A 22,069-nucleotide genomic window follows, 5' to 3' on the forward strand; every position below is an offset into this window, starting at 1 on the left:
GTCCGCGGGGCCCCAGGCGGGGCCCCGTAAGGGGCGCGGGGAACTGCGCGGCCAGCCACGACGGGCGGTCAGCCGAATGCCAACCCCGCCGCCCCGCAGTACCAGGGCCGGGCCCCGCAGGGGGCGCGGGGAACTGCGCGGCCAGCCACGACGGGCGGTCAGCCGAATGCCAACCCCGCCGCCCCCGCAGCACCAGGGCCGGGCCCCGCAGGGGGCGCGGGGAACTGCGCGCTCAGCCACGACGGGCCGTCAGCCGATGGGCTACCTCCGCCGCCCCCGCAGTACCAAGGCCGGGCCCCGCAGGGGGGCGCGCTCAGCCACGACGGGCCGTCAGTCGAACGCCAACCCCCGCAACACCGACGTACAGGCAGCCAAAGACATGACCCGCCCCCCAGACCTGGGCACCCCCACCACCTTCGTACTCCTCCGCCACGGCGAAACCCCCCTCACCCCGCAGAAGCGCTTCTCAGGAAGCGGGGGCGGAGTCGGGCGCGGGGCCGGCGCCGGCACCGACCCACCCCTCTCGGACACCGGCCGCCACCAGGCGGAGCGCACCGCCACGGCCCTGGCCGCGCGCGGCACCGTACAGGCCATCGTGTCCTCGCCCCTGACCCGCTGCCGCGAAACCGCGGAGTTCGCGGCGGCCCGTCTGGACCTGGACGTACACATCGAGGACGGCCTCCGCGAGACGGACTTCGGCGCCTGGGAAGGCCTGACTTTCGCGGAGGTACGGGAGCGCCACCCCGACGACATGAACGCCTGGCTGGCCTCACCGGACGCCGAACCGACCGGCGGCGGCGAGAGTTTCGCGGCGGTCGCGCGGCGGGTGGAGGCCGCTCGTGACGGGCTGCTCGCGGCGTACGCGGGACGCACCGTGCTTGTCGTGTCGCATGTGACGCCGATCAAGACGTTGGTGCGGCTGGCGTTGGGTGCCCCGCCGGAGGCCATGTTCCGCATGGAACTGTCGGCGGCGTCGCTGTCGGAGGTGGCGTATTACGCGGACGGGAACGCGAGTGTGAGGTTGCTGAACGAGGTCACTGCGTTGAGCTGAGCGTGTTTTGGCTGCGGGGCGGTGGGGGCTCGTCGCGCCGTTCCCCGCGCCCCTGAAGGCGCCCTGACGGGCGACCCCTACGGGCGCAGGCCCGCCGCCTCTCGGGCGAGGTTTTCCACTCGGGGCCAGTCGCCGGAGGCGGTCGCGTCCGGGGGGAGCATCCAGCTTCCGCCCACGCAGAGGACGTTCGGCAGGGCGAGGTACTCGGGGGCGACGGCGGGACCGATCCCTCCCGTGGGACAGAAACGGGCCTGCGGCAGCGGCCCGGCCAGCGACTTGAGATACGCCGTGCCACCGGCCGCCTGCGCCGGGAAGAACTTCATCTCACGCACCCCGCGCTCCAGCAGCGCCACGACCTCCGACGTCGTCGACACCCCCGGCAGGAACGGCACCCCGGACTCCTTCATCGCGTCGAGCAGCGTGTCCGTCCAGCCGGGGCTGACGAGAAAGCGCGCCCCGGCGGCGACGGAGTCCGTCACCTGGGCGGGCGAGATGACCGTGCCCGCACCGACCACCGCCCCTGGCACTCCCTCCGCGATCGCCCGGATCGCGTCGAGCGCCACCGGCGTCCGCAGCGTCACCTCGATCGCGGGCAGCCCGCCCGCGACGAGCGCCCGTGCCAGCGGAACGGCGTCCGCGAGGTCCTCGACGACGACCACGGGCACGACGGGCGCGAGTTCGAGCACGGAGAGGGGCGACGGCGAAGACGACGACGAGGGCAGCGGCGAGGGCGACATGCCGTCATCCTGCCCGCAGCGCGCATCATGCGCAAAGGTCGTTGCGCATGCTGCAACAACCGGCAGTGTTCAACAACGCTCAGCAGCGCTCAGTGGACCTCGTCCACCAACACATCCAACATCCACGGCTTGCCCGCCCCCGCCGCCGAGCCGCCCGCCCCCGCCACCTCCACCACATACCCGAGGTCCCGCAACGCCTCCACCAGTTCCGCCGGGCCCGACGGCGCGACCCCGGTCTCCATGAGGCTCCGTACGATCCGCCCCTTCGTCGCCTTGTTGAAGTGGCTGACGACCTTCCGGGTCGGCGCGTGCAGCACCCGTACGTTCGCCGTACGCCCCGCGACCTCGCCCTTCGGCCTCCACGCGGCCGCGTACGCCGCCGACCGCAGGTCCAGTACGAGCCCGCTCCCGGCGATCTCGGGCAGCACGGCGGCCATCGGCGCACGCCAGTGCGAGCCGAGCGCCCCGAGGCCGGGCAGCTTCACCCCCATCGAGCAGCGGTACGAGGGAATCCGGTCCGTCACCCGGGCCGCGCCCCACAGCCCAGAGAAGACGAGCAGCGAACGCGCCGCCCGCCGCTTGCCCGCGGCGTCGAGGGAGGCCAGGTCCAGGGCGTCGTACAGCACACCCGTGTAGATCTCGCCGGCGGGCCGCGCCCCCGCGGTCCGCAGCTCCGTGTTCTTGGCGATCTCGCCGCGCAGGCCCTCGCTCAGCCCGAGCACCTCGCGCGCCTTCTCCTCGTCGGCCGCGCACAGCTCGACCAGTTCGTCGAGGACCGCCTGCCGCGCCTCGGCGAGCCCCGGCAGCGACAGCGACTCCGGCTTCAGCGGCGCGCCCCGCCCGGAGGGAGCCTTTCCTTCGGACGGCGGCAACAACACGAGCACGGCGGATCTCCCTGGGGCTTTCGGTACGTACGCGGAGCACCCGCAAGCCTACGGGGTGCCGCCCGCCCCACCCCGTCCTACGCTCGTCGTGTGCCCCGCCGCCAGATACGTGTGACCGGCGCAGCCGAGGCCCCGTCGAGGGCCCCGCTGCGGACCGCGCTGCGTGCCCTGCGCACCGAACTCGGTGTCCCGGAGGACTTCCCGCCGGACGTGCTCGCCGAGGCCGAACGCGCCGCCCGCGAGCCGACGCCGCCGGACCGCGGCGCGACGGTCGACGCGATGGTCGACGCGACGGACATCCCCCTCTTCACCATCGACCCGCCCACGTCCACCGACCTCGACCAGGCGATGCACCTCTCGCGCCGCCCGCACGGCTACCGCGTGCGGTACGCGATCGCCGACGTCGCCGCCTTCGTCGTGCCCGGCGCCGCCCTGGACGCCGAGGCCCACCGCCGGGTGACCACGCTCTACTTCCCGGACGGGAAGACCCCGCTGCACCCGCCGGTGCTGAGCGAGGGCGCCGCGAGCCTGCTCTCGGACGGCACCCGTCCGGCCGTGCTGTGGACGATCGACCTGGACGCGGACGGCAGCCCGACCTCGACCGACGTACGCCGCGCCCTGGTCCGCAGCCGGGCCAAACTCGACTACGAGGGCGTACAGCGGCAGATCGACGCGGGCACGGCCGAGGAACCCCTCGCCCTCCTCAAGGACATCGGGCTGCTGCGGGAGCAGCAGGAGGTGGACCGCGGCGGCATCTCCCTCGACGTCCCCGAACAGGAGATCATCGAGCGGGTCGCGCCGGGCAGCACCCGCGATCACGACGGCACGTACGAACTCGTCTACCGCGCCCCGCTCCCCGCCGAAGGCTGGAACGCGCAGATCTCCCTCCTCACCGGCATGGCCGCCGCCGAGCTGATGCTCGCGCACGGCACCGGCATCCTGCGGACGCTCCCGGCCGCCCCCGACGGCGCGGTGGGCCGGCTGCGGCGTACCGCGCAGGCGCTGCGCATCGACTGGCCGCACCACGTCTCGTACGCGCGTCTCATCCGTTCCCTCGACCCGCACCGGCCGCACCACGCGGCCTTCCTCCAGGAGTGCACGACGCTGCTGCGCGGCGCCGGCTACACGCCGTTCCGCGACGGCGTGGTCCCCGACATCACCACGCACGCCGCCGTCGCCGCGCCCTACACCCACTGCACGGCCCCGCTGCGCCGCCTCGTCGACCGGTACGCCTCCGAACTGTCCCTGGCCGCCGCAGCGGACGCCGTCCCGCCCGAGTGGGTGCTCGCCGCCCTCGACGAACTGCCCGCGCGGATGGCCGAGGGCACCCGCAGGGCGGGCCAGGCCGAACGCGGCTGCGTGGACATCGTCGAGGCGGCCCTGCTCAAGGACCGCGTCGGCGAACTCTTCGATGGCACCGTCGTGGACGTACAGGAACGCGAACCCGGTGTGGGCACCGTCCAGTTGGAGACTCCCGCAGTCGTCGCCCGCATCGAGAGCGGGAACGGTACGACGCTGCCGCTGGGGGAGCGGCTGCGGGTACGCCTCACCCGGGCCGACCCGGGGACGGCGAGGGTGCTGTTCGCTCCCGCGTGAGCGTGGGCGTGAGCGCCGGCATGACGTCGCGTATCGCGCGTACCAGTTCATCGGACTCGTCCGCGTGGAAGCGGATCACTCGTACGTTTTGGCGGCGCCCCAGGAAGGTGAAGTGCCGTACCGGGGTGGCCAGTTCGAGGGTGACCGTGGTCTGCGCGGCCACCGCCAGATCCAGCCGGCCCTCGGTCCGCTCGTGCGTGGTGACCAACTCCCGTCGTACGGAGGTGATCGCGGAGAGCGGCACGCGCAGATCGACATGGGCGGCGCGGCGGACGCGCAGGACCGTGTCGCCGAGGACGTGGGGGCGGGTCACGGACGCCGCGTGCAGACCGACGACGAGCAGCAGCGTGTAGACGTCGAGGGCGAGCACGACGCGGTGCACGGCGGGATGGTTCCGCAGCAGCACCGCCATGCAGGCGCTCTCCAGGACGCACACGAACCCGAAGCCGAACATCATCGCGCCCTGTCCCCGGGCGTACCCGAAGGCCCGCCCTCGCCCCGGTCCCGGCCCGACACCGTGCGGGCGCCGGGCCACCCACCGGACGATGCTCGCGAGCAGCCGCCCCTCGTGCGCGACGAGCCGCCGTACGCGTCTGGCCGTCATCGCCCACGCTCCGGGCGACCGTGTCCGGGGCGGGCACGGTCCACGAGGAGCTGGATCGTCCGCAGGGCCGCCGCGGACTGCGCGGGCGGGAACTCGTCGAGGAAGGCGCTCAGGAACCCGCCGCCGTTCGTCTCGGGCCCGTCCGGGCCGAGGCCGTCCAGGTCCAGGCCGGTCAGGGCCTCGTCCGGGAGGCAGTCGGCGAGGGCGTGGGCGGCCTCCTCGACCCGCGGGTCGGCAGGGTCGGCGTCCGCGAGTTCGTCCAGCAGCGTGTACGCCGCCTGCGTCCGCTCCAGCGCGCCCGGCACATCGGCGGTGGCGCGCAGCGCGGACAGCAGGCGCTCCCGGTCCTCCGGGGCGGCGACCGTTTCGAGGAGGGCGATCATCTCGCGGTCCTTCGCGGCGATCGCCGGTTCCGGATGCCGGGTCATCTCACCGAAGATGGCGGCGAGTTCGGGGGAGACGGGACCTTCGGCGGGCATCCGGCCCCCGTCGAGCAGGGCGCGCAGCCGCAGCCGCCTCGCCCGGATCGCCGCCTCCTGGCGTGCCAGGTCGTCGTCGAGTTCCGCGAGCACCTCGGCGAGGTCGCGGCCGGCGTCGTCCGCGAGGACGTCCCGTACCTCGGTGAGCCCGAGCCCCAGCTCGGTCAGCCGTCTGATCCGGGCGAGCGCGACGGCGTGCCGCAGCCCGTAGTCGCGGTACCCGTTGGGGCGCCGCTCGGGTTCGGGCAGCAGCCCGAGGTGGTGGTAGTGCCGCACGGTCCGCGTCGTGACGCCGACGGCCGCGGCGAGCTCTCCGATCCGCATGCCCTCAGTAGAAACGTTGACGTTGCGGCAAGGTCAAGCGAGCCGCACGGCGGCGGGTCACGGCAATGTGGCACGGCGACGGAGCACGGCGAAGGGACATGGAAACGAGGCATGGAACCGGGGCATGGAACCGGGGCATGGAAACGGGGCCGAGGGCGTTGCACCCCCGAGGAAGTGTGTCCGGAAGAGGTGGGTCCATGGGGGAGACGGACGGGCGTGAACACGGTGAACACGGCGGACGCAGGCGGCTCGGGACGCGTGGGCGGGCGTGAACAGGCCGTCTGGACGAGGGCGACCCTCGGCGGCACCGGCAGGCCGCTCGACCTGCTGACGGCCACATTCGACCGCCACAAGTACGCGCCCCACGCGCACGACGAGTTCACCGTCGGCGTCTGCGTCGCCGGCGCCGAGGTCATCGACTACCGCGGCGGCCGGATCCGTCCGGGCCCCGGATCGATCGTGGTCCTGGGCCCCGGCGAGGTGCACACGGGCGGCCCGGCCACGACCGCCGGAGGGTACGCCTACCGCGCCCTGTACGCGGAGACACCCCTGCTCACCGAGGGCACCCTGGGCATCCCGAACTTCCGCGAACCACTCCTCGACGACCCCGAGCTGGCCGCCGCCCTCCGCCTGACCCACACCGAACTCAGCGCCTGCCCGGACCCCCTGGAGGCCGAGTCCCGCATACCGTGGCTGCTCACGGCCCTGGCCCGCCGCCACTCCTCGGCCCGCCACGTGTGCGACACGATCCCGGGCGCGGGCCGGGTGGCGGAGGCGGTACGCGACCGCCTGGCCGACGAACTCCTCGCCCCGCCCTCCCTGGCTGCCCTGGCAGCGGACCTCGGCCTGTCCCGGTACCAGCTCCTGCGCGCCTTCCGTACGAGCATGGGGATGCCGCCGTACGCATGGCTGGCCCAGTACCGGGTGAACCGCGCCCGCTGCCTGCTGGAGTCGGGCCACCGTCCGGCCGAGGCCGCCGCGCTGGTGGGCTTCGCGGACCAGGCGCATCTGACGCGCTGGTTCCGGCGGGTGCTGGGGGTGACCCCGGCGGCGTACCGCAACAGCGTTCAAGACGCCCGCCGCTGACCTGGCCGAAACTGCGCGCATGACTGCACGCGGCTGGTTTCTCTTCTCCCTCATGGGAGTGCTCTGGGGCATCCCCTATCTCATGATCAAAGTGGCGGTGGACGGTGGCATGTCCGCGTCCATGGTGGTGTTCGCACGCTGTGCGGTGGGCGCGGCGCTGCTCCTGCCCTTCGCCGTCCGCCAGGGAAACCTGACCGGAGTCGTACGGACCCACTGGCGCCCCATGCTGGCCTTCGCGTGCATAGAGATCATCGGCCCGTGGTGGACCCTGACCGACGCCGAACGCCACCTCTCCAGCTCCACGGCCGGCCTGCTGATCGCGGGCGTACCGATCGTGGGCGTCCTCCTGTCGCGCTTCTTCGGCGACACGGAACGCCTGGACACCCGCCGCACGCTCGGCCTCGCACTCGGCCTCGGCGGCGTGGCGGTCCTGACGATCCCGCACCTGACGGGCGGCGACGCCCGCTCGCTGACGGAGATGCTGATCACGGTGGTGGGCTACGCGACGGCCCCGCTGATCATGGCCCGCTACCTGCGGCAGATCCCGACCCTGCAACTGATAGCCCCGTGCCTGCTCCTGTCCGCCCTGGTGTACGCCCCGGCGGCGGCCCTCCAATGGCCCGGCACCCTCCCCTCCCTCCCGGTCCTCGCCTCCCTCGCGGGCCTGGGAGTGATCTGCACGGCGCTCGCGTTCGTCGCCTTCCTGGAACTGATCAGGGAGGTGGGACCGACCCGGGCGGTGGTCTTCACATACGTCAACCCGGCGGTGGCGGTGACGGCGGGCGTGCTGCTGCTGGACGAGGAGCTGACCGGAGGCACGGTGGCGGCCTTCGCCCTGATCCTGCTGGGCTCCTTCCTGGCGACGGCGTCGTCGGCCGCGGGACGGCGGCGGGGCGAACGCCCGGTAGCATGGTCGACACGGCAGACGAGCCGGGCGGACGGCCGCGTGGAGTCCCCTTCGGGGGCGCTTCCCGAGGAACGTCCGGGCTCCACAGGGCAGGGTGATGGCTAACGGCCACCCGGGGTGACCCGCGGGACAGTGCCACAGAAAACAAACCGCCCGGGACCTCGGTCCCGGGTAAGGGTGAAACGGTGGTGTAAGAGACCACCAGCGCCTGAGGCGACTCAGGCGGCTAGGTAAACCCCACCCGGAGCAAGGTCAAAAGGAGCGCTGTGAAAGGCGCTCTGCGAGGACGTTCGAGGGCTGCCCGCCCGAGTCCCCGGGTAGACCGCACGAGGCCGGCGGCAACGCCGGCCCTAGATGGATGGCCGTCTCCCCGGCCGCCGCGAGGCGACCGGGCGACAGAACCCGGCGTACAGCCCGACTCGTCTGCCCGCAGCGCCCTCACCGGGCGCCCGGGAACGGCGGGCAACGGGTCAATGGGTCAGTGCGTCGATGTGACCCGGTTCTCCTTCAGGGTGCCGCAGTTCGAGCCTGTGATCTGTACGAAGACGTTGTTGATGCTGCCGCCCCAGTCGATGCAGTGGCCCTTGCCGTACACGTATGTCGGGCCCGCGTACGACGTGTAGGCGCCGTCGTCGTTGGCGCCTTCCTGGGTTTCGGGGACGTAGACGTACGCGGACATGTTCACCGCGGTGCCCGGGTTGCTGCGGATGGTGGCCACACAGTTCTGGCCGTTCGCGGCGTTGTACGTCAGATAGACGGTGCCCTGGGTGCCGACGGCCGCCGAGTTCACGGTCTTGTAGGCGCTTCCGCAGACCTTCTGCGGCGTGGTGTTGGGCGCTGCCGAGGCGGGCACCGCCAGCGCGGTCGTGGTCCCCACCGCCAGGGCGGCGAACGCGGCGGCGGTCAGGACGGAACGGTTGAAACTCATGCTTCCCCCTTGTGGTCCAAGATCTGTGGTGCGAGTTCTGTGGTGCGCGGGGTTCAGTGTCCGTGCCTGTGTTCACGTGCCGCAAAGCTTTCAATGATGGTCAAATAGTTCGGACGCGGGGAGGACTTCTGATGCGTAACGTGACCTATTCGATGAACGTCTCGCTCGACGGCTACATCGTCGGGCCGGACGGCGGATTCAACTGGACGGGACCCAACGAGGAGGTCTTCCGTTTCACCATCGAGGAGACGCGGAAGGTCGGCGCCTATCTGCTGGGACGACGGCTCTACGAGACGATGCTGTACTGGGAGGACGCCGTCCAGGACCCGTCGCTCGACGAGTCGAGGCTGGAGTGGGCCGGGGTCTGGAACCCGCTCCCCAAGGTCGTGTTCTCCCACACTCTGTCGTCGGTGCGGGGCAGTGCCCGTCTGGCCTCCGGTGGCCTGGCGGAGGAGATCGAACGGTTGCGGGCCGAGCCGGGGGAGGGCGAGATCGCGGTCGGTGGGGCGACCCTCGCCGCCGAGGCTTCCGCGCTGGGTCTGATCGACGAATACCGGGTCAAGGTCTGCCCGTTGCTCGTCGGCGGTGGCATTCCGTTCTTCCCCCGGGCCGAGCGCCACGTGGATCTCGAACTCGTCGAGACCCGCACATTCGGTTCGAGTGGTTCAGACATTGTCTATCTTCGGTATCGCGTGGCGCGTTAGCCGACGCTTCCCGTCGGTCATTTGCCGTACGCCTGCCTCCAGCGCGCCCGGTGGCGGAAGTCCCCCTGGCCCCGGCCGTTCACGCCCCAGAGAGAGGCGAGCGGGACTCCGTTGTTCCAGAGCCCCAGGTGATCCCTGTGCACGGCGAGGATTCCGTGCTCGACCGCGAACTCCTCGGAAGGGCGGCTGAATCGCGTGGTCGCCACGAAGACGGCCAGATCTGCCCGGAAGTGCACCTTGGCGCCCAGCAGATCGCGCAGTTCGCGGCTCGCGATCGTGCTGCTCGGCATGTACCGCTTGCACTGGATCACCATGGTCCGGCCGTCCGGGAGCCGCCCGAGGACATCGGCGCCGTTGTCGTGCGAACCGCCCACCCGACGGACCTCCGTACATCCGTCGCGGCGGCACAGACCGGCGACCAGTTCCTCGAACTCCGTGCCGGTCATGGCGTCCACCTCCGCGAGGGTCCGGCGGCCGGCCTCCACCTCGTCGTTCCGACGCCAGCGGCGGTCCTGCGCACGCACGATCCGGTCGGTGCGCCACAGCCACCAGCCCACCGTCCCGATGGCGCCGAAGAGCACGGCAGCCGTGACGTACGGCCACACGGTCGACCAGAACACCGCGAGGAGGGCCAGCAGTACGACGCCGCCGATCACGGCCGCCTTCAACCGAGCACGTGCCTGTGCCCGTGCCCGTACCTGCGTCCGTGCCCGTGAACTCTGCCGTTTGGACCTCTGCCGCTTGCGAGCAGTCATCCCCGTACCCTCCTGACGTTCCGTCGCCCTGCCGTTCTGCCGTTCCGTTGGGCAGTCTGGGCAGTGCGTCGGTGGGCCGGAAGGGCGCGAGTCGGCCACGGTCCGATCGCCCTCCGCGCCTCACTCGACGGTGACGGCCGACGTCAGGCCGGTCGTCACCGACGAGCAGGTCGTACGTTCGTACAGGGCGTGTCCGGCGTCTGGCGGTGGGTCAGGGAGCCACCGCCTGGCCGGTCTGCGGGGAGATCCTGCCCGCGCACAGGCCTCGCGCGGTCAGGCCCTGCGCGATACGCGGGATCGCGGCGAGCGTGTTGGCCGGCCAGTCGTGCATGAGGATGACCTGGCCGTTGCCGAGCCGCCCGGCGGCCTGCACGATCGCGTCGGTGCTCGCGCCGTTCCAGTCCTGCGAGTCCACGTTCCAGATGATCTCGGTAAGCCCGTACTTGGCCTCGACCGCCCGCACCGTCGCGTTGGTCTCGCCGTACGGCGGCCGGAACAGTTTCGGCGTACCGCCGCCCGCGGACGCGATCGCCTGCTGGGTCCGCGAGATCTCCGAGTCGATCTGCGACTGGCCGAGCTGGGTCAGATGCGGGTGGGTGTAGCTGTGGTTGCCGACCCACATACCCGCGCTGACCTGGGCCTGGACCCGGGACGGGTTGGCCGCGGCGTAATTGCCCTGGTTGAACATCGTGGCCCGCAGCCCGTTCCGCGTGAGTGCGCCGAGCAGGGCCGGTGTGCTGCTGGACGGGCCGTCGTCGAAGGTCAGCCCCACGTATCCGTTGCAGGCGGCGGCAGCAGTGGCAGCGGCAGTGGTGGCAGCAGCCTGCGCCTGGGATGCCTCGGCGGCGCCGGCGGTGAGCGTGCCCGTCGCCGTCAGCGCCACGGCGGCCAGCGCGGTCGTCCAGGGGCGTGTCCGGGCGCCGGTGCTCATGCCGCCACCGTGATGCTTGAGCTGCCGCTGCTCTGGTAACCCTCGGTCGCGAGGATCATGTAGTACTTGAAGGTGCCGAGGGGCATCCCGGCCCGTGACCAGGCGTCGAAGTGGTTGCCTGTGGTGATGCTGCCGCCGGTCCTCCTCGACTGCCGGACGCTCCAGTACTGGTTGAAGGTCTTCGTGCCTTCGACGGACGGGGCGTTGTACCGCGTCGTCTGGTAGATGTCGTACGTGCCGCCGTCGCTGGTGACCGCGCCCTTGTACGTACCCGTGGGCCGGTAGGTGCCCCAGTTGTCGACGATGTAGTACTCGACCAGCGGGTTCGCCGTCCAGCCGTAGAGGGTCAGGTAGGCGTTGCCGGACGGGCTGAAGGAGCCGGAGTAGGTCACGGTCCTGCGGCTGCCGTTGCTCCAGCCCTTGCCGGCGACGAAGTTCCCGGTGTTCCGCCAGGTCGTGCCGTAGCTGCCGCCGGAGCCCAGGTTCATGGAGACCGTGCCCTGTGCGTCGGTCCAGAACGAGTAGTAGTACCCGTTGTTGGTGCCGGTCTGGTTCGTGGTGACGACCGTGTCGGCGTGGGCCGTGCCGGGCAGCGTGAGCGCGGTCGCGGCGCCCAGCAACAGGGCGCAGGCCTGCCTGCGGTTCGGCTGTGCGGGGGTGAGGTTCATGTGCGGGTTCCCTCCGTCTTCCACGGGGCGGGTTTGGTCGAACAGTGTTGACCTGGACCCGTCAAGCGTCAACAGTTTCGCCCATGATTACGAAACATTCGTGTGAACTGGAATGGCGTAGGAGCCTTAACTGCCTGGTGAAGGGCACCAGTTAGGGTCCTCGCGACATTGAGTGCGGGGCATCCATCCGGGGGAGATCAGATAAAGGAGGTCACATCTTCGAATGTTTCGAAGAACTTACGGAGCGAAGTGCCGCGACATCATTCGGCGGTCGGGGCCGCCGCGGGCCCTTCCGTTCCCCAACCCGCCGCCCTCGCGGTGCCGATGAGCAGCGGCCAGAGCGCGGCGGCCATCGTCTCTGGTGTGCCGGGGCAGCCGCGGCGGAGCCAGTCGATGACCGTGCCGAGCACCGCGCCCGCCACGAACGCGGCAGCCGGATCGTGCGGGACGTCCGCCGGGTCCTCGTCGGTGGGTGCGGGCGCCGGCACGGGGCGTACGGGGGTGCCGGCCGCCTCTGCCGTCTCGGCCGGGACGCGGCGGACGTGTGCCGCGACCGTCATCCGGTGCAGCAGGTGGTTGATCACGCGGGCGCTGCCGTCGTCGCCCAGCAGGGCCCGGTAGAGCGGGGCGTGTTCGGCGACGTGCGCGAACAGCTCCGGCAGCAGCTCGACCGTGGGGCTGCCCTCGGCGTTGAGCGGCGGCACGACCGTCGGGCTGGCCGCCACCAGCTCGTCGAAGACCGTCGTGCACGCGGCGGCGGCCAGATCGTGCACGTCGGTGTAGTGCTCGTAGAACGTCGACCGGTTGACGCTCGCGCGCTTGGTGATGTCGGAGACCGAGATCTGGCTGAGGTCGCGCTCGGCGATGAGTTCCCGCAGGGCGGTCTCCAGGGCGGCACGGGAGCGGCGGGTGCGGGGATCTGTGGAGCGCGCGGGCATGGTCCGAGCCTATCCTTTCCAGCGTCTGTCGGATAACCGACACATGCTGGATAGTGGGGGATCAGCTGAGCACGGGCCGCCTGTCCGTGCGGACCTCCAGGGAGCACCAGCGATGAGCCCCACCAGGGACACCACGATCACCACGAGCACCACGGGACTGTCCGGCAAGTCGGTCGTCGTCACCGGGGCCGGTTCCGGGATCGGCCGTGCCGCCGCTCTGCGCTTCGCGGCCGAGGGCGCCCGCGTCGTCCTCGCCGACCTCGACGCCGACGGTACGAAGGCGGTCGCCGAGGAGATCTCCGAGGCCGGGGGCGCCGCCGTCGCCGTGATCGGGGACCTCGGCGATCAGCAGGTCGTCGACCGGGTCGTCGCCACCGCCGTGGACGCCTTCGGAGGCATCGACGTGCTGGTCAACAACGCGGGCGTCATGGACAGGATGTCGGCCGCCGCCGACACCGCCGACGAGGAGTGGGAGCGCGTCCTGCGGATCAATCTGACCGCGCCGTTCCTGCTCAGCCGGGCCGCGCTGCCCCACCTCCTGGCGAGCGGCGACGCGGCCATCGTGTTCACCGCCTCCGAGGCGTCCCTGCGGGGCAGCGCCGCCGGTACCGCGTACACGGTCTCCAAGCACGGCGTGGTCGGCCTCACCAAGTCCCTCGCCGTCATGTACCGCGCCAAGGGGGTGCGGACGAACGCGATCGCCCCGGGCGGCACGGTGACGGGCATCCAGGTCGACGTGGACGCGGAGGCGCACGGGCCGTCCGTGCTCATGGGCCACCTGGGTGCCATGGGCCGTACGGCGACCGCCGACGAACAGGCCGCCGCCATCGTCTTCCTGGCCTCCGACGCCGCGAGCAACATCAACGGGGTCGTCCTCCCGGTGGACAACGGCTGGTCCGCCGTCTAGGACAGGTTCAAGTCGGGTCAGCCGAGAGGGTTGTCCCTGGTGCGCAGGGTGTCCAGGACGGGCGCGTACATACGGGACTTGATGGTGCCGAGGGTCGGCCCGGCCTTGCCGGCCTGCGCCCCGGCGAGTTCCACCGCCTTCGCGCGTACGGAGTCCTCGGCCACCGCGTGGTCGACGAGCCCGGCGTCGAGGGCGTCGCCGCCTCCGTAGCGGCGGGCGGTGAGCATGGCCTCGTGTGCGGTACGCGGATGCAGCCGGGACTGGATCAGCGCGGACATGCCCGGGGTGAAGGGGATGTTGATCTCGGCCTCGGGCAGGCACCAGTAGCCGCGGTCGGCCCGCATCACGCGGAAGTCGTGGGCCAGGGAGAACATCGCGCCAGCCGCGAAGGTGTGCCCCTGCAGGGCGGCCACGGTGATCACGGGCAGGGACAGCGTCCGCGCGAACAGCTCCTGGACGCCGCGGACATAGTCCTCCTGCTGGTCGGCGTGGGCGAACAGCCAGTCCAGGTCGAGGCCGTTGGAGTAGAACTTGCCGGTGGCGGCGGTCACCAGGGCGCGCGGCCCCTCCGCCTTCTCGACCTCGTCCAGTGCGGCGTTGGCGGAGGCGAGCCAGTCGGGGTGGAAACGGTTCTCGCCGTCTCCGAGATCGAGAACGAAGACGTCGTCCTGGCGGTCGAGCGTCGGCATGGTGACTCCTCGCGGTAGCTACTTGTGAGTAACTTAATGCGTCAACCTAATGCGCGATGTGCGGCTCGTGCAATGGATGTGGCCGAGTGCCCGTCGAAATCATTCGTCCCCGCTGGCCGGTTTCGGTCTCCACCCCGTCCCCGTGGGAGCGCTTCCATGGCAGGGCGGCAGCGCAGTCATGCGCATGCCATGCGACTGGCCCCGTCGCGTGGCACCGCTCCACCGCGCCATGCCCGCGTTTCCCGCCCGCCTCCCGCATTCCCCCAGCCGTGATCCGGAAGGGACGGACATGTCCGCCACTGGACGCACCACCGTGCACAGCAGCGCCGTACGCACCAGCGCCCTGCACGGCGACACCGCGCGCGGACGCCCGCGTTCGGGGCCCGCAGTGCTTTTCGCGGCACTGGTGTCCCTGCTCGCGACGACGCTCCTCGGCGCACCCGGGGCCGCCGCCCGCGAGCCGGTGGAGAAGGCACCCGTCGAGAAGGCGTCCGTCACGACGACGTCCGTCACGACGAGGGCCGCCACCGCGCCCGCCGCGGCCCTCACCGAGGTCACCAACTTCGGCAGCAATCCCAGCAACCTCCAGATGTACCTCTACGTCCCGGACAGCGTCACCGCGAACCCCGCCGTGGTGGTGGCCGTCCACTACTGCACGGGCTCCGGCCCGGCTATGTACTCCGGCACCGAGTACGCCTCGCTCGCCGACCAGTACGGGTTCATCGTCGTGTACCCGTCGGTCACCCGCGCCAGCAAGTGCTTCGACGTCTCCTCGCCCCAGGCGCTGACCCGCGGTGGCGGCAGCGACCCGGTCGGCATCAAGTCGATGGTCGACTATGTGACGCGCACCTACTCCGCCGACACCGGCCGGATCTTCGCCACCGGCATCTCCTCCGGCGCGATGATGACGAACGTCCTGCTCGGCGACTACCCGGACGTGTTCGCCGCGGGCGCCGCGTTCTCCGGCGTACCGTTCGGCTGCTTCGCCACCACGGACGGCTCCGAGTGGAACAGCGCCTGCTCCGGCGGCACCGTCCTCCACACCCCGCAGGAGTGGGGCAACCTCGTCCGCAACGCCTACCCCGGCTACACCGGCCCGAGGCCGCGCATGCAGGTGTGGCACGGCACCGAGGACGACGTGCTGCGCTACCCCAACTTCGGGGAGGAGATCGAGCAGTGGACGAACGTGCTGGGCGTCAGCCAGACCCCGGCGGCCACCGACTCGCCCCAGTCCGGCTGGACCCGTACGCGCTACGGAGCCACCGGTGACCAGGCCCCCGTCGAGGCCGTCAGCCTCCAGGGCGTCGGCCACAACCTGTACGCCTGGGGCATGGCGGCCCGCGTCCTCACGTTCTTCGGCCTGGACAGCTCGGGCCCCGGCCCCCAGCCCCAGCCGGGCGCCTGCAAGGTGACCGCCACGACCAGCGCCTGGAACACGGGGCTGACCGGCTCCGTGACGATCACCAACACCGGCACCTCCCGCATCGAGGGCTGGCAGCTGGGCTTCACCCTGCCGTCCGGGCAGAGCATCACCAACGGCTGGGGCGCCACGTACGCCCCGGCGAGCGGCGCGGTGACGGCCACGAACGCCTCGTACAACGGCACGATCGCGGCGAACGCGAGCGTCAGCATCGGCTATCAGGCGAGTCATACGGGGAACAGCTCGGCGCCGACCGCCTTCACTCTCAACGGCGCTGTGTGCAGCGGTAGTTGAGGGATATGGGACCGGTACGGCCCGTGCCGCCGTCGAGAGCGCGCTCCTTCGTCCGTCTCGTCACCGCCTTCGTCCTCGTCCTGGTCCTCGCCGTGAGCGCGTCCGCCGTGGTGGCCCTGGTCGAGGGGGCGCGGGGTGCGGACCGTGGTTCCGCCGGGCCGGCCGGGGCGGGTGCCCGGCACTGGGTCAACACCTGGACCGCGATGCCTCAGCTCACCGAGCCGGGCACTATGCCGCCCCCGCCGTTCACCGAGGAGCGGGCCGTCCTGGTGGACACCACCCTGCGGCAGACCGTGCGGGTCTCGACCGGCGGCGGGCGCGTCCAGCTGCGGTTCTCCAACGCGTTCGGCGACACCGCGCTGCCCCTCACCGCCGTGAGCGTGGCTCTTCCGCTCGGCGGGCGGGCCGGAGCCAGCGCCGTCGAACCCGGCTCGCCGCGGCGCGTGACCTTCGCCGGACGCGCGTCGGCGACCGTGCCCGTCGGGGCCCAACTCGTCTCCGATCCGCTGGACTTCGGGCTGGCGCCGGGCTCCGTGCTGACCGTGACCGCGTACCTCGCCGAAGGGCAGCCGTTCACCGCGCTCACCTCGCACCCCGGGTCGCGCACCACCTCGTACCTCCAGAAGGCCGGTCACGCCGACCGCACCCGGGATCTCGACCTCCCGGGGGCGACCGCCGTCAACCACTGGTACCTCCTCAGCGATGTCGAGGTGCTTTCCGGCCCCGGTACGGCGGCGGTCGCCGTCCTCGGCGACTCGCTGACCGACGGGCGCGGCTCCACCACCAACGGCAACGACCGCTGGACCGACCGCCTGCTGGACCGGCTCCGCGCGCACCCCGCGACCGACGGGGTCGCGGTGCTCAACCAGGCCGCCGGCGGCAACCGCGTCCTCAACGACGGCCTCGGCCCCAACGTCCTCGCCCGCCTCGACCGCGACGTCCTGTCCCGCAGCGGAGTCTCCTGGCTCGTCGTCTTCGAGGGGGTCAACGACCTCGGAACCGCCGCCGCCACACCCACCGCCCAGCGGACCGTCACGACCGAACTGATCGCCGCGTACGAGCAGATCGTCGTCCGGGCGCACGCGCAGGGCATCCGCGTGTACGGGGCCACGCTGACGCCGTTCGGCGGCAACGCGATGTACGACGACCCCGAGGGGTGCCGTGAATCGTCCCGGCAGGAGGTCAACTCCTGGATCCGTACGAGTGGACGGTTCGACGCGGTCGTCGACTTCGACCGGGCCGTCCGTGACCCGGCGGATCCGCGGCGCCTGCGGTCCGCGCTGCACGACGGGGACTGGCTGCATCTCAATCCGGAGGGGTATCGCGTGCTCGCCGACGCGGTGCCGCCCCGGTTGTTCCGGTTGTCCCCTACGCGAACTGGCTGACCGGCCGACCGGATGGTCGGCTGACTCGGGCGATCGGGCGATCGGGCGACCGGCCGGGTCAGGTGGGCTTTTCCGTGGGGTCGGCGGGCAGGGGCAGAGGCAGGAGGTCGTGGAGCTGTGTGTACCGCTGGGCGCAGGCCGTCCGCGCGATGGCCTGCGAGACGGCGTCGGCGAGCGGGCCCGTGGACTCGCTCAGCAGACGGCGGGCCTTGTCCGTGAGCGCCACCTCGATACCGCGCCGGTCGCCGCACGCGGAGTTCTTGGTGATCAGCCCCGCGTGCTGCAGACAGGCGACCTGGTACGTCAGCCGGGTCTTCGGGCGGCCCAGCAGTTCCGCGATGCGGGTCATCCGCAGGCTGGAGCCCGGCTGGTCGGCCAGCAGGCACAGCACCAGGAACTCGTCGTGCGAGACCCCCATGGCGTCCTTCACGCGCGAACGCAGCTGTTGCTCGATCGCGCCGGCCGCCGCCAGCAGGCGCATCCAGGAACGGAGTTCGGCGGGCAGCAGGCCGTTCTCCGGTGCGCCCTCGTCGATCTCGTCGATCTCGTCGTGCGGCGGGACGGATGCGGGCTGGTCGGCGGGGGTGGAAGAGGCGGCCATGGTGTCACAGTCTACCGGTTGTCCATTTTTGGATGACCGGCTAGCGTGGGGTCATCCAAATTTGGATTACTGATCCAGTTGTCCGTGAACGACCGCACTCATCTTCAGGAGAAGTCCCATGACCGTCGCTGTGGAAACCGGCCTGTGGCAGCTCGATGCCGTTCGCTCCGCCATCGCCATCAAGCACAAGACGATGTGGGGTCTGGTCACGGTGAAGGGCGCCTTCAGCGGTGTCGCCGGTGAGGGTGAGGTCGAGGCGGGCGGCACCGCGCACGGCACGATCACGGTGGAGGCCGGGTCGCTCGACACCAAGAACGCGAAGCGTGACGCGCATCTGCGGGGTGCGGACTTCTTCGATGCCGAGCGGCATCCGACGCTCGTGTTCGCCGTCCGTGACGCGGTGGTCCGGCCGGACGACAGCGTCGCGATCAGCGGGGAGCTGACCGTCCGCGGCGTCAGCCGCCCGCAGTCCGTGACCGGCACGGTGACGGAGTCGAGCGCCGAGGCGGTGACGCTTGCCGCTGAGTTCACCGTGGACCGGTCGCAGTTCAATCTGGGGTGGAACCAGATGGGGATGATCCGGGGGCTGACCACGGTGACTGCGACGCTCAGGTTCACGCGACGCGGTTCCGCCTCCGGCGAGGGGGTGTAGTTCGACTGCGGGTCGGTGGGGGCTGGTCGCGCCGTTCCCCGCGCCCCTGAGGGGTGGGGTGGCTGAGGTCGGGTTTCGGCTGCGGGTCGGTGGGGGGTTGCCCGCGCCGTTCCCCGCGCCCCTTAGGGGGCTTGGGGCGGTTTCCCCGCGCCCCTTCGGGGGCCTAGGGGTGGGAGCGGGCTGTTACGTGTGCCAAGTGGGTGGTGAAGATCTCTTGGGCGTCGGGGGTGAGGGTTCGTAGGGCCACCGCGGCTGTGATGATCACGTCGCAGAGTTCTGCGCGCACGTCGTCCCACGTGTGCGACACGCCCTTGCGGGGGTTCTGGCCGGTGGCGCCGATGACCGCCTCGGCGACCTCGCCCACCTCCTCCGAGAGCTTCAGCACCCGCAGGAGCAAGGTCTCCTGGGGCGGGCGGTCCGGCTGGTTCCGGGCCAGCCAGTCCTGGAGGTGCTCGATGGACTGCCAGAGATCATCGTCGTCGCTCATGACGGTCAGACTGCCACGCCCTCCTCGTCGAACAACTCGCCCTGCTCGCCCTCGTCCTGGCCGCGCACCCGCGCGTACCGCGCTCCGATCACCGCCAGGGTCGCCGCGGCCGTCACCGCGAGGGCGACCGGCACCATCCAGTTCCGGTCGACCGTGTGCCCCAGGGCGTGGTCCAGGGAGATCCGGCCGGGGCCCGTGACGGCCAGGCCGGCCGCAGTGAGGCCCAGGGAGGCCGCGTGCTCGTAGCCGCCGCTCTGCGCGAAGAAGCCGTTGGGCGCGTGCAGGGCGGAGGCGCCCGCCATCGCCCCGGCCGCGGCGGCTCCGGCCGCCGGGGTGGCGAGGCCCAGCGCGAGCAGCGTGCCGCCGCCCGTCTCCGCCAGGCCCGCCGCGGCGGCGCTGGCCCGGCCGGGCGCGTACCCCACGGACTCCATGAACGCGCCGGTCCCGGAGAGGCCGCCCCCGCCGAACCAGCCGAAGAGCTTCTGCGCCCCGTGCGCCGCCAGCACTCCGCCCGTACCGAGGCGGAGCAGCAGCAGTCCCAGATCGCGTCGGTCGAAACAGGTCACGGTTCCCGTCACTCCTCGCAGGTCACAGCCGGATGTCGCACTCGAACGGTTTCTCTGGCGCGCGTACGCGCCTGCCCACCGTCGCACCGGACCGCCGGCCGGGTCCTGGCCCGCGCCGCCGTTCGGGTGACCGGACGCGACCGCCTCGACCGCGAGAGGCCGCTCACCGGTGAGGGTGAGCGGCCTCCTGGAACGCCGTACGGGCGGACCGGTCAGAGCGCGGGCTGCGGCTGCTGCTCGGTCAGGGCGATCCGGCCCTTCTTGATGGTCGCGAGCCGGGGTGCGCGCCGGGCGATCGACGAGTCGTGCGTGACCATGACGAACGTCAGCCCGTGCTCCCTCCACAGCCCTTCCAGCAGGGCCATGATGTCGTCGCGGGTGCCCTCGTCGAGGTTGCCCGTGGGTTCGTCGGCGAGGAGCACCTTCGGGTTCTTGACCAGCGCGCGGGCGATCGCGACGCGCTGCTGCTGACCGCCGGACAGCTCGCTGGGCGCGTGGGTGAGGCGGTCGCCCAGACCGACCGAACCCAGCGCCTCGGCGGCCTTCGCGCGCCGCTCGGACGGCTTGACCCCGAGGGGTACGAGAGCGGTCTCGACGTTCTCCTGCGCGGTGAGCGTGGGGATGAGGTTGAACGACTGGAAGATGATGCCGATCTTTTCGGCGCGCACCCGGGTCAGCTTGGCCTCGCTGATGGACGCGAGGTCCACGCCGTCCAGTTCGACGCTGCCGGAGGACGGGCGGTCCAGGCCGCCGATCATCTGCAGCAGGGTCGACTTGCCGCCGCCGGTGGGGCCCTGGATGACGAGCTGGTCGCCGTCCTCGATGGTGAGGTCGACGCCGCGCAGCGCCTCCACGGTCTCCTTGCCCCTCGTGTAGTTCTTGGTGACGCCGGTGAGCTTGTACATACGTCTTCTCCGTAACGAACGTGACGTGACGTGGCGTGGTGTTGGGGGGCGGGGGCTACGACACGCTGCGCAGCGCGTCGGCCGGACGCATCCGGGAGGCGCGCCAGCCGCCCATCGCGCCGGCGATGAGACCGCCCGCGACCGCGAGGCCCACGGCGAGCGCGATGGTGGTGACGGAGACCGGCGCGGACAGCGCGATGTCGAGGGTGCTCGACGCGCTCTGCCCACCGGGGCCGCCACCCCCACCGGGTCCACCGCCGCCGGGACCGCCGCCCTGGCCGCCGCCCGTGGAACCGAGTTCGGCGGTGAGGGTGGGGCTGATCGCCGTGACCGCGTAGGCCGCCGCCAGGCCGAGGGCGATACCGAGCGCTCCGCCGAGCAGGCCGTTCACGACCGACTCGCCGACGACCTGCCGGGTGACCTTGCGGCTCGGCCAGCCGAGCGCCTTCAGCGTGCCGAACTCCCGCACCCGGCGGCTGACCGCCGACGAGGTGAGCAGCGCGGCGACGAGGAACGCGGCCACCAGCACCGCGATGGAGAGCCACTTGCCCACGCTGGTCGCGAGGTTGGAGGCGGTCGACAGCGAGCCGGAGACGGTGTCCGCGAGATCGGCCGAGGTCGTGACCGTCGTACCGTCGATGTTCTTCTGGATGGCCGCCTTGACCGCGTCGATGCGCTGGGAGTCGGACGCCTTCACATAGATCGTGGAGATCTTGTTCTTGGAGTCACCGAGCGTCTGGGCCTGCTTGAGCGGGAGGTAGACGTCGGTCGTCGACTCGCTGCTGTCCGGGGTCGCGATCCCGATGACCTTGTACGTGGTGCCGGAGATCTTGATGCTCTCGCCGACGGTGTACTTGTTCTCCTTGGCGTACGACGTGCTGAGCACCGCGACCTTCGCGTTCGTCTGCGAGGCCGTGAACGACGTGCCCTTGCTGATCTTCGTGGTGGCGAGCGGGCCCAGATCCTGGTTCGTGACGTCGACACCCGAGACCGAGTACGAGTTCACGTCGAAGGAGGCGCCGCCGCCCTGCACCTGCGGCTGACCGGTCGAACCGCCGCCGCCCGTACCGCCGGGGCCGCCGCCCTGGCCCTGGGAGCCCTGCGAGGAGGTGTCGGTCCTGGCCTTGCCCTGGGTGAAACTGCCGTCGACCTTCGTGACGTTCAGGGTCAGCGCGCCCACCGCGCTCGCCACGTTCTTCTGCGCGGCGACCTTTTCGATGAGGGAGGACTTGAGCGTCTGACCGCCCTGAGTGGTCACGCGGTCCGAACTCTGCTCCTCGTCGTCGTCGGAACCGGCGTCGAATTCGAAATTCGGTCTGCCCGACTGGTTGTTGCCGGCGGAAGGGGCCTCCCTGGCCTTGGTCACCGTCATGTCGGTGCCGAGTCCGTACAGCGACTGCAGGACCTTGTCCTGAGCCTGTGACATGCCGGCCGACACCGAGTTGACGGTGATGACCAGCGCGATTCCGAGCGCCAGACCCATGGCGATGACCAGAGCCGACTTCTTGCGCCGGCTCAGCTCACGCTTGAGATAGATGCCAAACATCCCTGTCCCTAAGGTTCTTGGCGCC

21 protein-coding genes, 1 other RNA gene and 3 pseudogenes are annotated in these 22,069 nt (G+C 71.3%); 10 read left to right on the plus strand and 15 right to left on the minus strand.

Annotation, left to right across the window (positions count from 1 at the left end; all coding sequences use genetic code 11):
• Window positions 1-388: 388 nt before the first annotated feature.
• A pseudogene (locus tag ACFVH5_RS16650) lies at window positions 389-1,051 on the plus strand (histidine phosphatase family protein); the annotation flags it as partial.
• Between the two features lie 77 nt (window positions 1,052-1,128).
• Here the strand turns inward: ACFVH5_RS16650 and eda are convergent.
• Together eda and yaaA are read right to left on the minus strand one after the other, a co-directional pair.
• On the minus strand, window positions 1,129-1,788 hold the full coding sequence (eda, locus tag ACFVH5_RS16655) for a bifunctional 4-hydroxy-2-oxoglutarate aldolase/2-dehydro-3-deoxy-phosphogluconate aldolase (RefSeq protein ID WP_385834408.1): 660 nt from the start codon (window positions 1,786-1,788) through the stop codon (window positions 1,129-1,131).
• 89 nt (window positions 1,789-1,877) lie between these two features.
• Window positions 1,878-2,672, minus strand: a complete 795-nt coding sequence (gene yaaA / locus ACFVH5_RS16660) for a peroxide stress protein YaaA (RefSeq protein ID WP_385834409.1) — start codon at window positions 2,670-2,672, stop codon at window positions 1,878-1,880.
• 90 nt (window positions 2,673-2,762) lie between these two features.
• Here yaaA and ACFVH5_RS16665 point away from each other — a divergent pair, with 90 nt between their 5' ends.
• A complete protein-coding gene (locus tag ACFVH5_RS16665; protein WP_385834410.1) occupies window positions 2,763-4,268 on the plus strand; it encodes an RNB domain-containing ribonuclease in 1,506 nt (501 codons plus the stop codon).
• Here ACFVH5_RS16665 and ACFVH5_RS16670 read toward each other — a convergent pair.
• Entirely contained in the window at window positions 4,219-4,872 is a 654-nt protein-coding gene (locus ACFVH5_RS16670; protein ID WP_385834411.1) for a hypothetical protein, read from the minus strand. The genes ACFVH5_RS16665 and ACFVH5_RS16670 overlap by 50 nt on opposite strands.
• Window positions 4,869-5,675 carry a MerR family transcriptional regulator gene (locus ACFVH5_RS16675; RefSeq protein WP_385834413.1) on the minus strand — a complete coding sequence of 269 codons (807 nt, stop codon included), beginning with the start codon at window positions 5,673-5,675 and terminating at the stop codon, window positions 4,869-4,871. The genes ACFVH5_RS16670 and ACFVH5_RS16675 overlap by 4 nt, the downstream gene beginning before the upstream one ends.
• A gap of 258 nt (window positions 5,676-5,933) precedes the next feature.
• On the opposite strand from ACFVH5_RS16675, the gene ACFVH5_RS16680 reads away from it, so the two are divergent.
• From ACFVH5_RS16680 to rnpB, 3 genes and pseudogenes are all read left to right on the plus strand, one after another.
• Window positions 5,934-6,761: an AraC family transcriptional regulator gene (locus ACFVH5_RS16680; RefSeq protein ID WP_385834438.1), complete on the plus strand. Its 828-nt coding sequence runs from the start codon at window positions 5,934-5,936 to the stop codon at window positions 6,759-6,761.
• A gap of 82 nt (window positions 6,762-6,843) precedes the next feature.
• Window positions 6,844-7,611 (plus strand): annotated as a pseudogene (locus ACFVH5_RS16685) (DMT family transporter); the annotation flags it as partial.
• A gap of 76 nt (window positions 7,612-7,687) precedes the next feature.
• An RNA gene (gene rnpB, locus ACFVH5_RS16690) (RNase P RNA component class A) lies at window positions 7,688-8,094 on the plus strand.
• Window positions 8,095-8,146: 52 nt separating this feature from the next.
• Here rnpB and ACFVH5_RS16695 read toward each other — a convergent pair.
• Complete coding sequence (locus ACFVH5_RS16695; protein WP_385834414.1) at window positions 8,147-8,596, minus strand: spore-associated protein; 450 nt, start codon at window positions 8,594-8,596, stop codon at window positions 8,147-8,149.
• Window positions 8,597-8,727: 131 nt separating this feature from the next.
• Between ACFVH5_RS16695 and ACFVH5_RS16700 the strand changes: the two genes are divergently transcribed.
• Window positions 8,728-9,300, plus strand: a complete 573-nt coding sequence (locus tag ACFVH5_RS16700) for a dihydrofolate reductase family protein (protein ID WP_385834415.1) — start codon at window positions 8,728-8,730, stop codon at window positions 9,298-9,300.
• Window positions 9,301-9,317: 17 nt separating this feature from the next.
• Here the strand turns inward: ACFVH5_RS16700 and ACFVH5_RS16705 are convergent, their stop codons facing one another.
• From ACFVH5_RS16705 to ACFVH5_RS16720, 4 genes and pseudogenes are all read right to left on the minus strand, one after another.
• Window positions 9,318-10,055: a restriction endonuclease gene (locus tag ACFVH5_RS16705; protein ID WP_385834416.1), complete on the minus strand. Its 738-nt coding sequence runs from the start codon at window positions 10,053-10,055 to the stop codon at window positions 9,318-9,320.
• A gap of 214 nt (window positions 10,056-10,269) precedes the next feature.
• Window positions 10,270-10,986, minus strand: a pseudogene (locus ACFVH5_RS16710) (polysaccharide deacetylase family protein); the annotation flags it as partial.
• Entirely contained in the window at window positions 10,983-11,654 is a 672-nt protein-coding gene (locus ACFVH5_RS16715) for a glycoside hydrolase family 11 protein (protein ID WP_384812576.1), read from the minus strand. The pseudogene ACFVH5_RS16710 and the gene ACFVH5_RS16715, both read right to left, overlap by 4 nt.
• Before the next feature lie 260 nt (window positions 11,655-11,914).
• Window positions 11,915-12,592 carry a TetR/AcrR family transcriptional regulator gene (locus ACFVH5_RS16720; RefSeq protein WP_385834417.1) on the minus strand — a complete coding sequence of 226 codons (678 nt, stop codon included), beginning with the start codon at window positions 12,590-12,592 and terminating at the stop codon, window positions 11,915-11,917.
• 112 nt (window positions 12,593-12,704) lie between these two features.
• On the opposite strand from ACFVH5_RS16720, the gene ACFVH5_RS16725 reads away from it, so the two are divergent.
• The gene (locus ACFVH5_RS16725; RefSeq protein WP_385834418.1) at window positions 12,705-13,499 is read left to right on the plus strand and encodes an SDR family NAD(P)-dependent oxidoreductase; all 795 of its coding nucleotides are present in this window, start codon (window positions 12,705-12,707) and stop codon (window positions 13,497-13,499) included.
• Between the two features lie 17 nt (window positions 13,500-13,516).
• Here the strand turns inward: ACFVH5_RS16725 and ACFVH5_RS16730 are convergent, their stop codons facing one another.
• Complete coding sequence (locus ACFVH5_RS16730; protein ID WP_385834419.1) at window positions 13,517-14,188, minus strand: enoyl-CoA hydratase-related protein; 672 nt, start codon at window positions 14,186-14,188, stop codon at window positions 13,517-13,519.
• Window positions 14,189-14,477: 289 nt separating this feature from the next.
• Between ACFVH5_RS16730 and ACFVH5_RS16735 the strand changes: the two genes are divergently transcribed.
• Window positions 14,478-15,902: a PHB depolymerase family esterase gene (locus tag ACFVH5_RS16735; protein ID WP_385834420.1), complete on the plus strand. Its 1,425-nt coding sequence runs from the start codon at window positions 14,478-14,480 to the stop codon at window positions 15,900-15,902.
• A 5-nt stretch (window positions 15,903-15,907) separates the two neighbouring features.
• A complete protein-coding gene (locus ACFVH5_RS16740; RefSeq protein ID WP_385834421.1) occupies window positions 15,908-17,287 on the plus strand; it encodes an SGNH/GDSL hydrolase family protein in 1,380 nt (459 codons plus the stop codon).
• Window positions 17,288-17,345: 58 nt separating this feature from the next.
• Here ACFVH5_RS16740 and ACFVH5_RS16745 read toward each other — a convergent pair whose 3' ends face one another.
• On the minus strand, window positions 17,346-17,888 hold the full coding sequence (locus ACFVH5_RS16745; RefSeq protein ID WP_385834423.1) for a MarR family winged helix-turn-helix transcriptional regulator: 543 nt from the start codon (window positions 17,886-17,888) through the stop codon (window positions 17,346-17,348).
• A 118-nt stretch (window positions 17,889-18,006) separates the two neighbouring features.
• Here ACFVH5_RS16745 and ACFVH5_RS16750 point away from each other — a divergent pair, with 118 nt between their 5' ends.
• Entirely contained in the window at window positions 18,007-18,540 is a 534-nt protein-coding gene (locus tag ACFVH5_RS16750; protein WP_385834424.1) for a YceI family protein, read from the plus strand.
• A gap of 163 nt (window positions 18,541-18,703) precedes the next feature.
• On the opposite strand, the gene ACFVH5_RS16755 is transcribed toward ACFVH5_RS16750, so the two are convergent.
• The 4 genes from ACFVH5_RS16755 to ACFVH5_RS16770 form a co-directional block, all read right to left on the minus strand.
• The gene (locus ACFVH5_RS16755) at window positions 18,704-19,027 is read right to left on the minus strand and encodes a MazG-like family protein (RefSeq protein ID WP_385834425.1); all 324 of its coding nucleotides are present in this window, start codon (window positions 19,025-19,027) and stop codon (window positions 18,704-18,706) included.
• Window positions 19,028-19,032: 5 nt separating this feature from the next.
• Entirely contained in the window at window positions 19,033-19,593 is a 561-nt protein-coding gene (locus tag ACFVH5_RS16760) for a DoxX family protein (protein ID WP_385834426.1), read from the minus strand.
• 212 nt (window positions 19,594-19,805) lie between these two features.
• Window positions 19,806-20,498, minus strand: coding sequence for an ABC transporter ATP-binding protein (locus tag ACFVH5_RS16765; protein ID WP_385834427.1), 693 nt, complete (start codon window positions 20,496-20,498; stop codon window positions 19,806-19,808).
• A 55-nt stretch (window positions 20,499-20,553) separates the two neighbouring features.
• Window positions 20,554-22,044, minus strand: a complete 1,491-nt coding sequence (locus tag ACFVH5_RS16770; protein ID WP_385834428.1) for an ABC transporter permease — start codon at window positions 22,042-22,044, stop codon at window positions 20,554-20,556.
• Window positions 22,045-22,069: the final 25 nt, after the last annotated feature.

The organism is Streptomyces sp. NPDC127119, from assembly GCF_042677425.1.
In the GTDB taxonomy this organism is placed as follows: domain Bacteria; phylum Actinomycetota; class Actinomycetes; order Streptomycetales; family Streptomycetaceae; genus Streptomyces.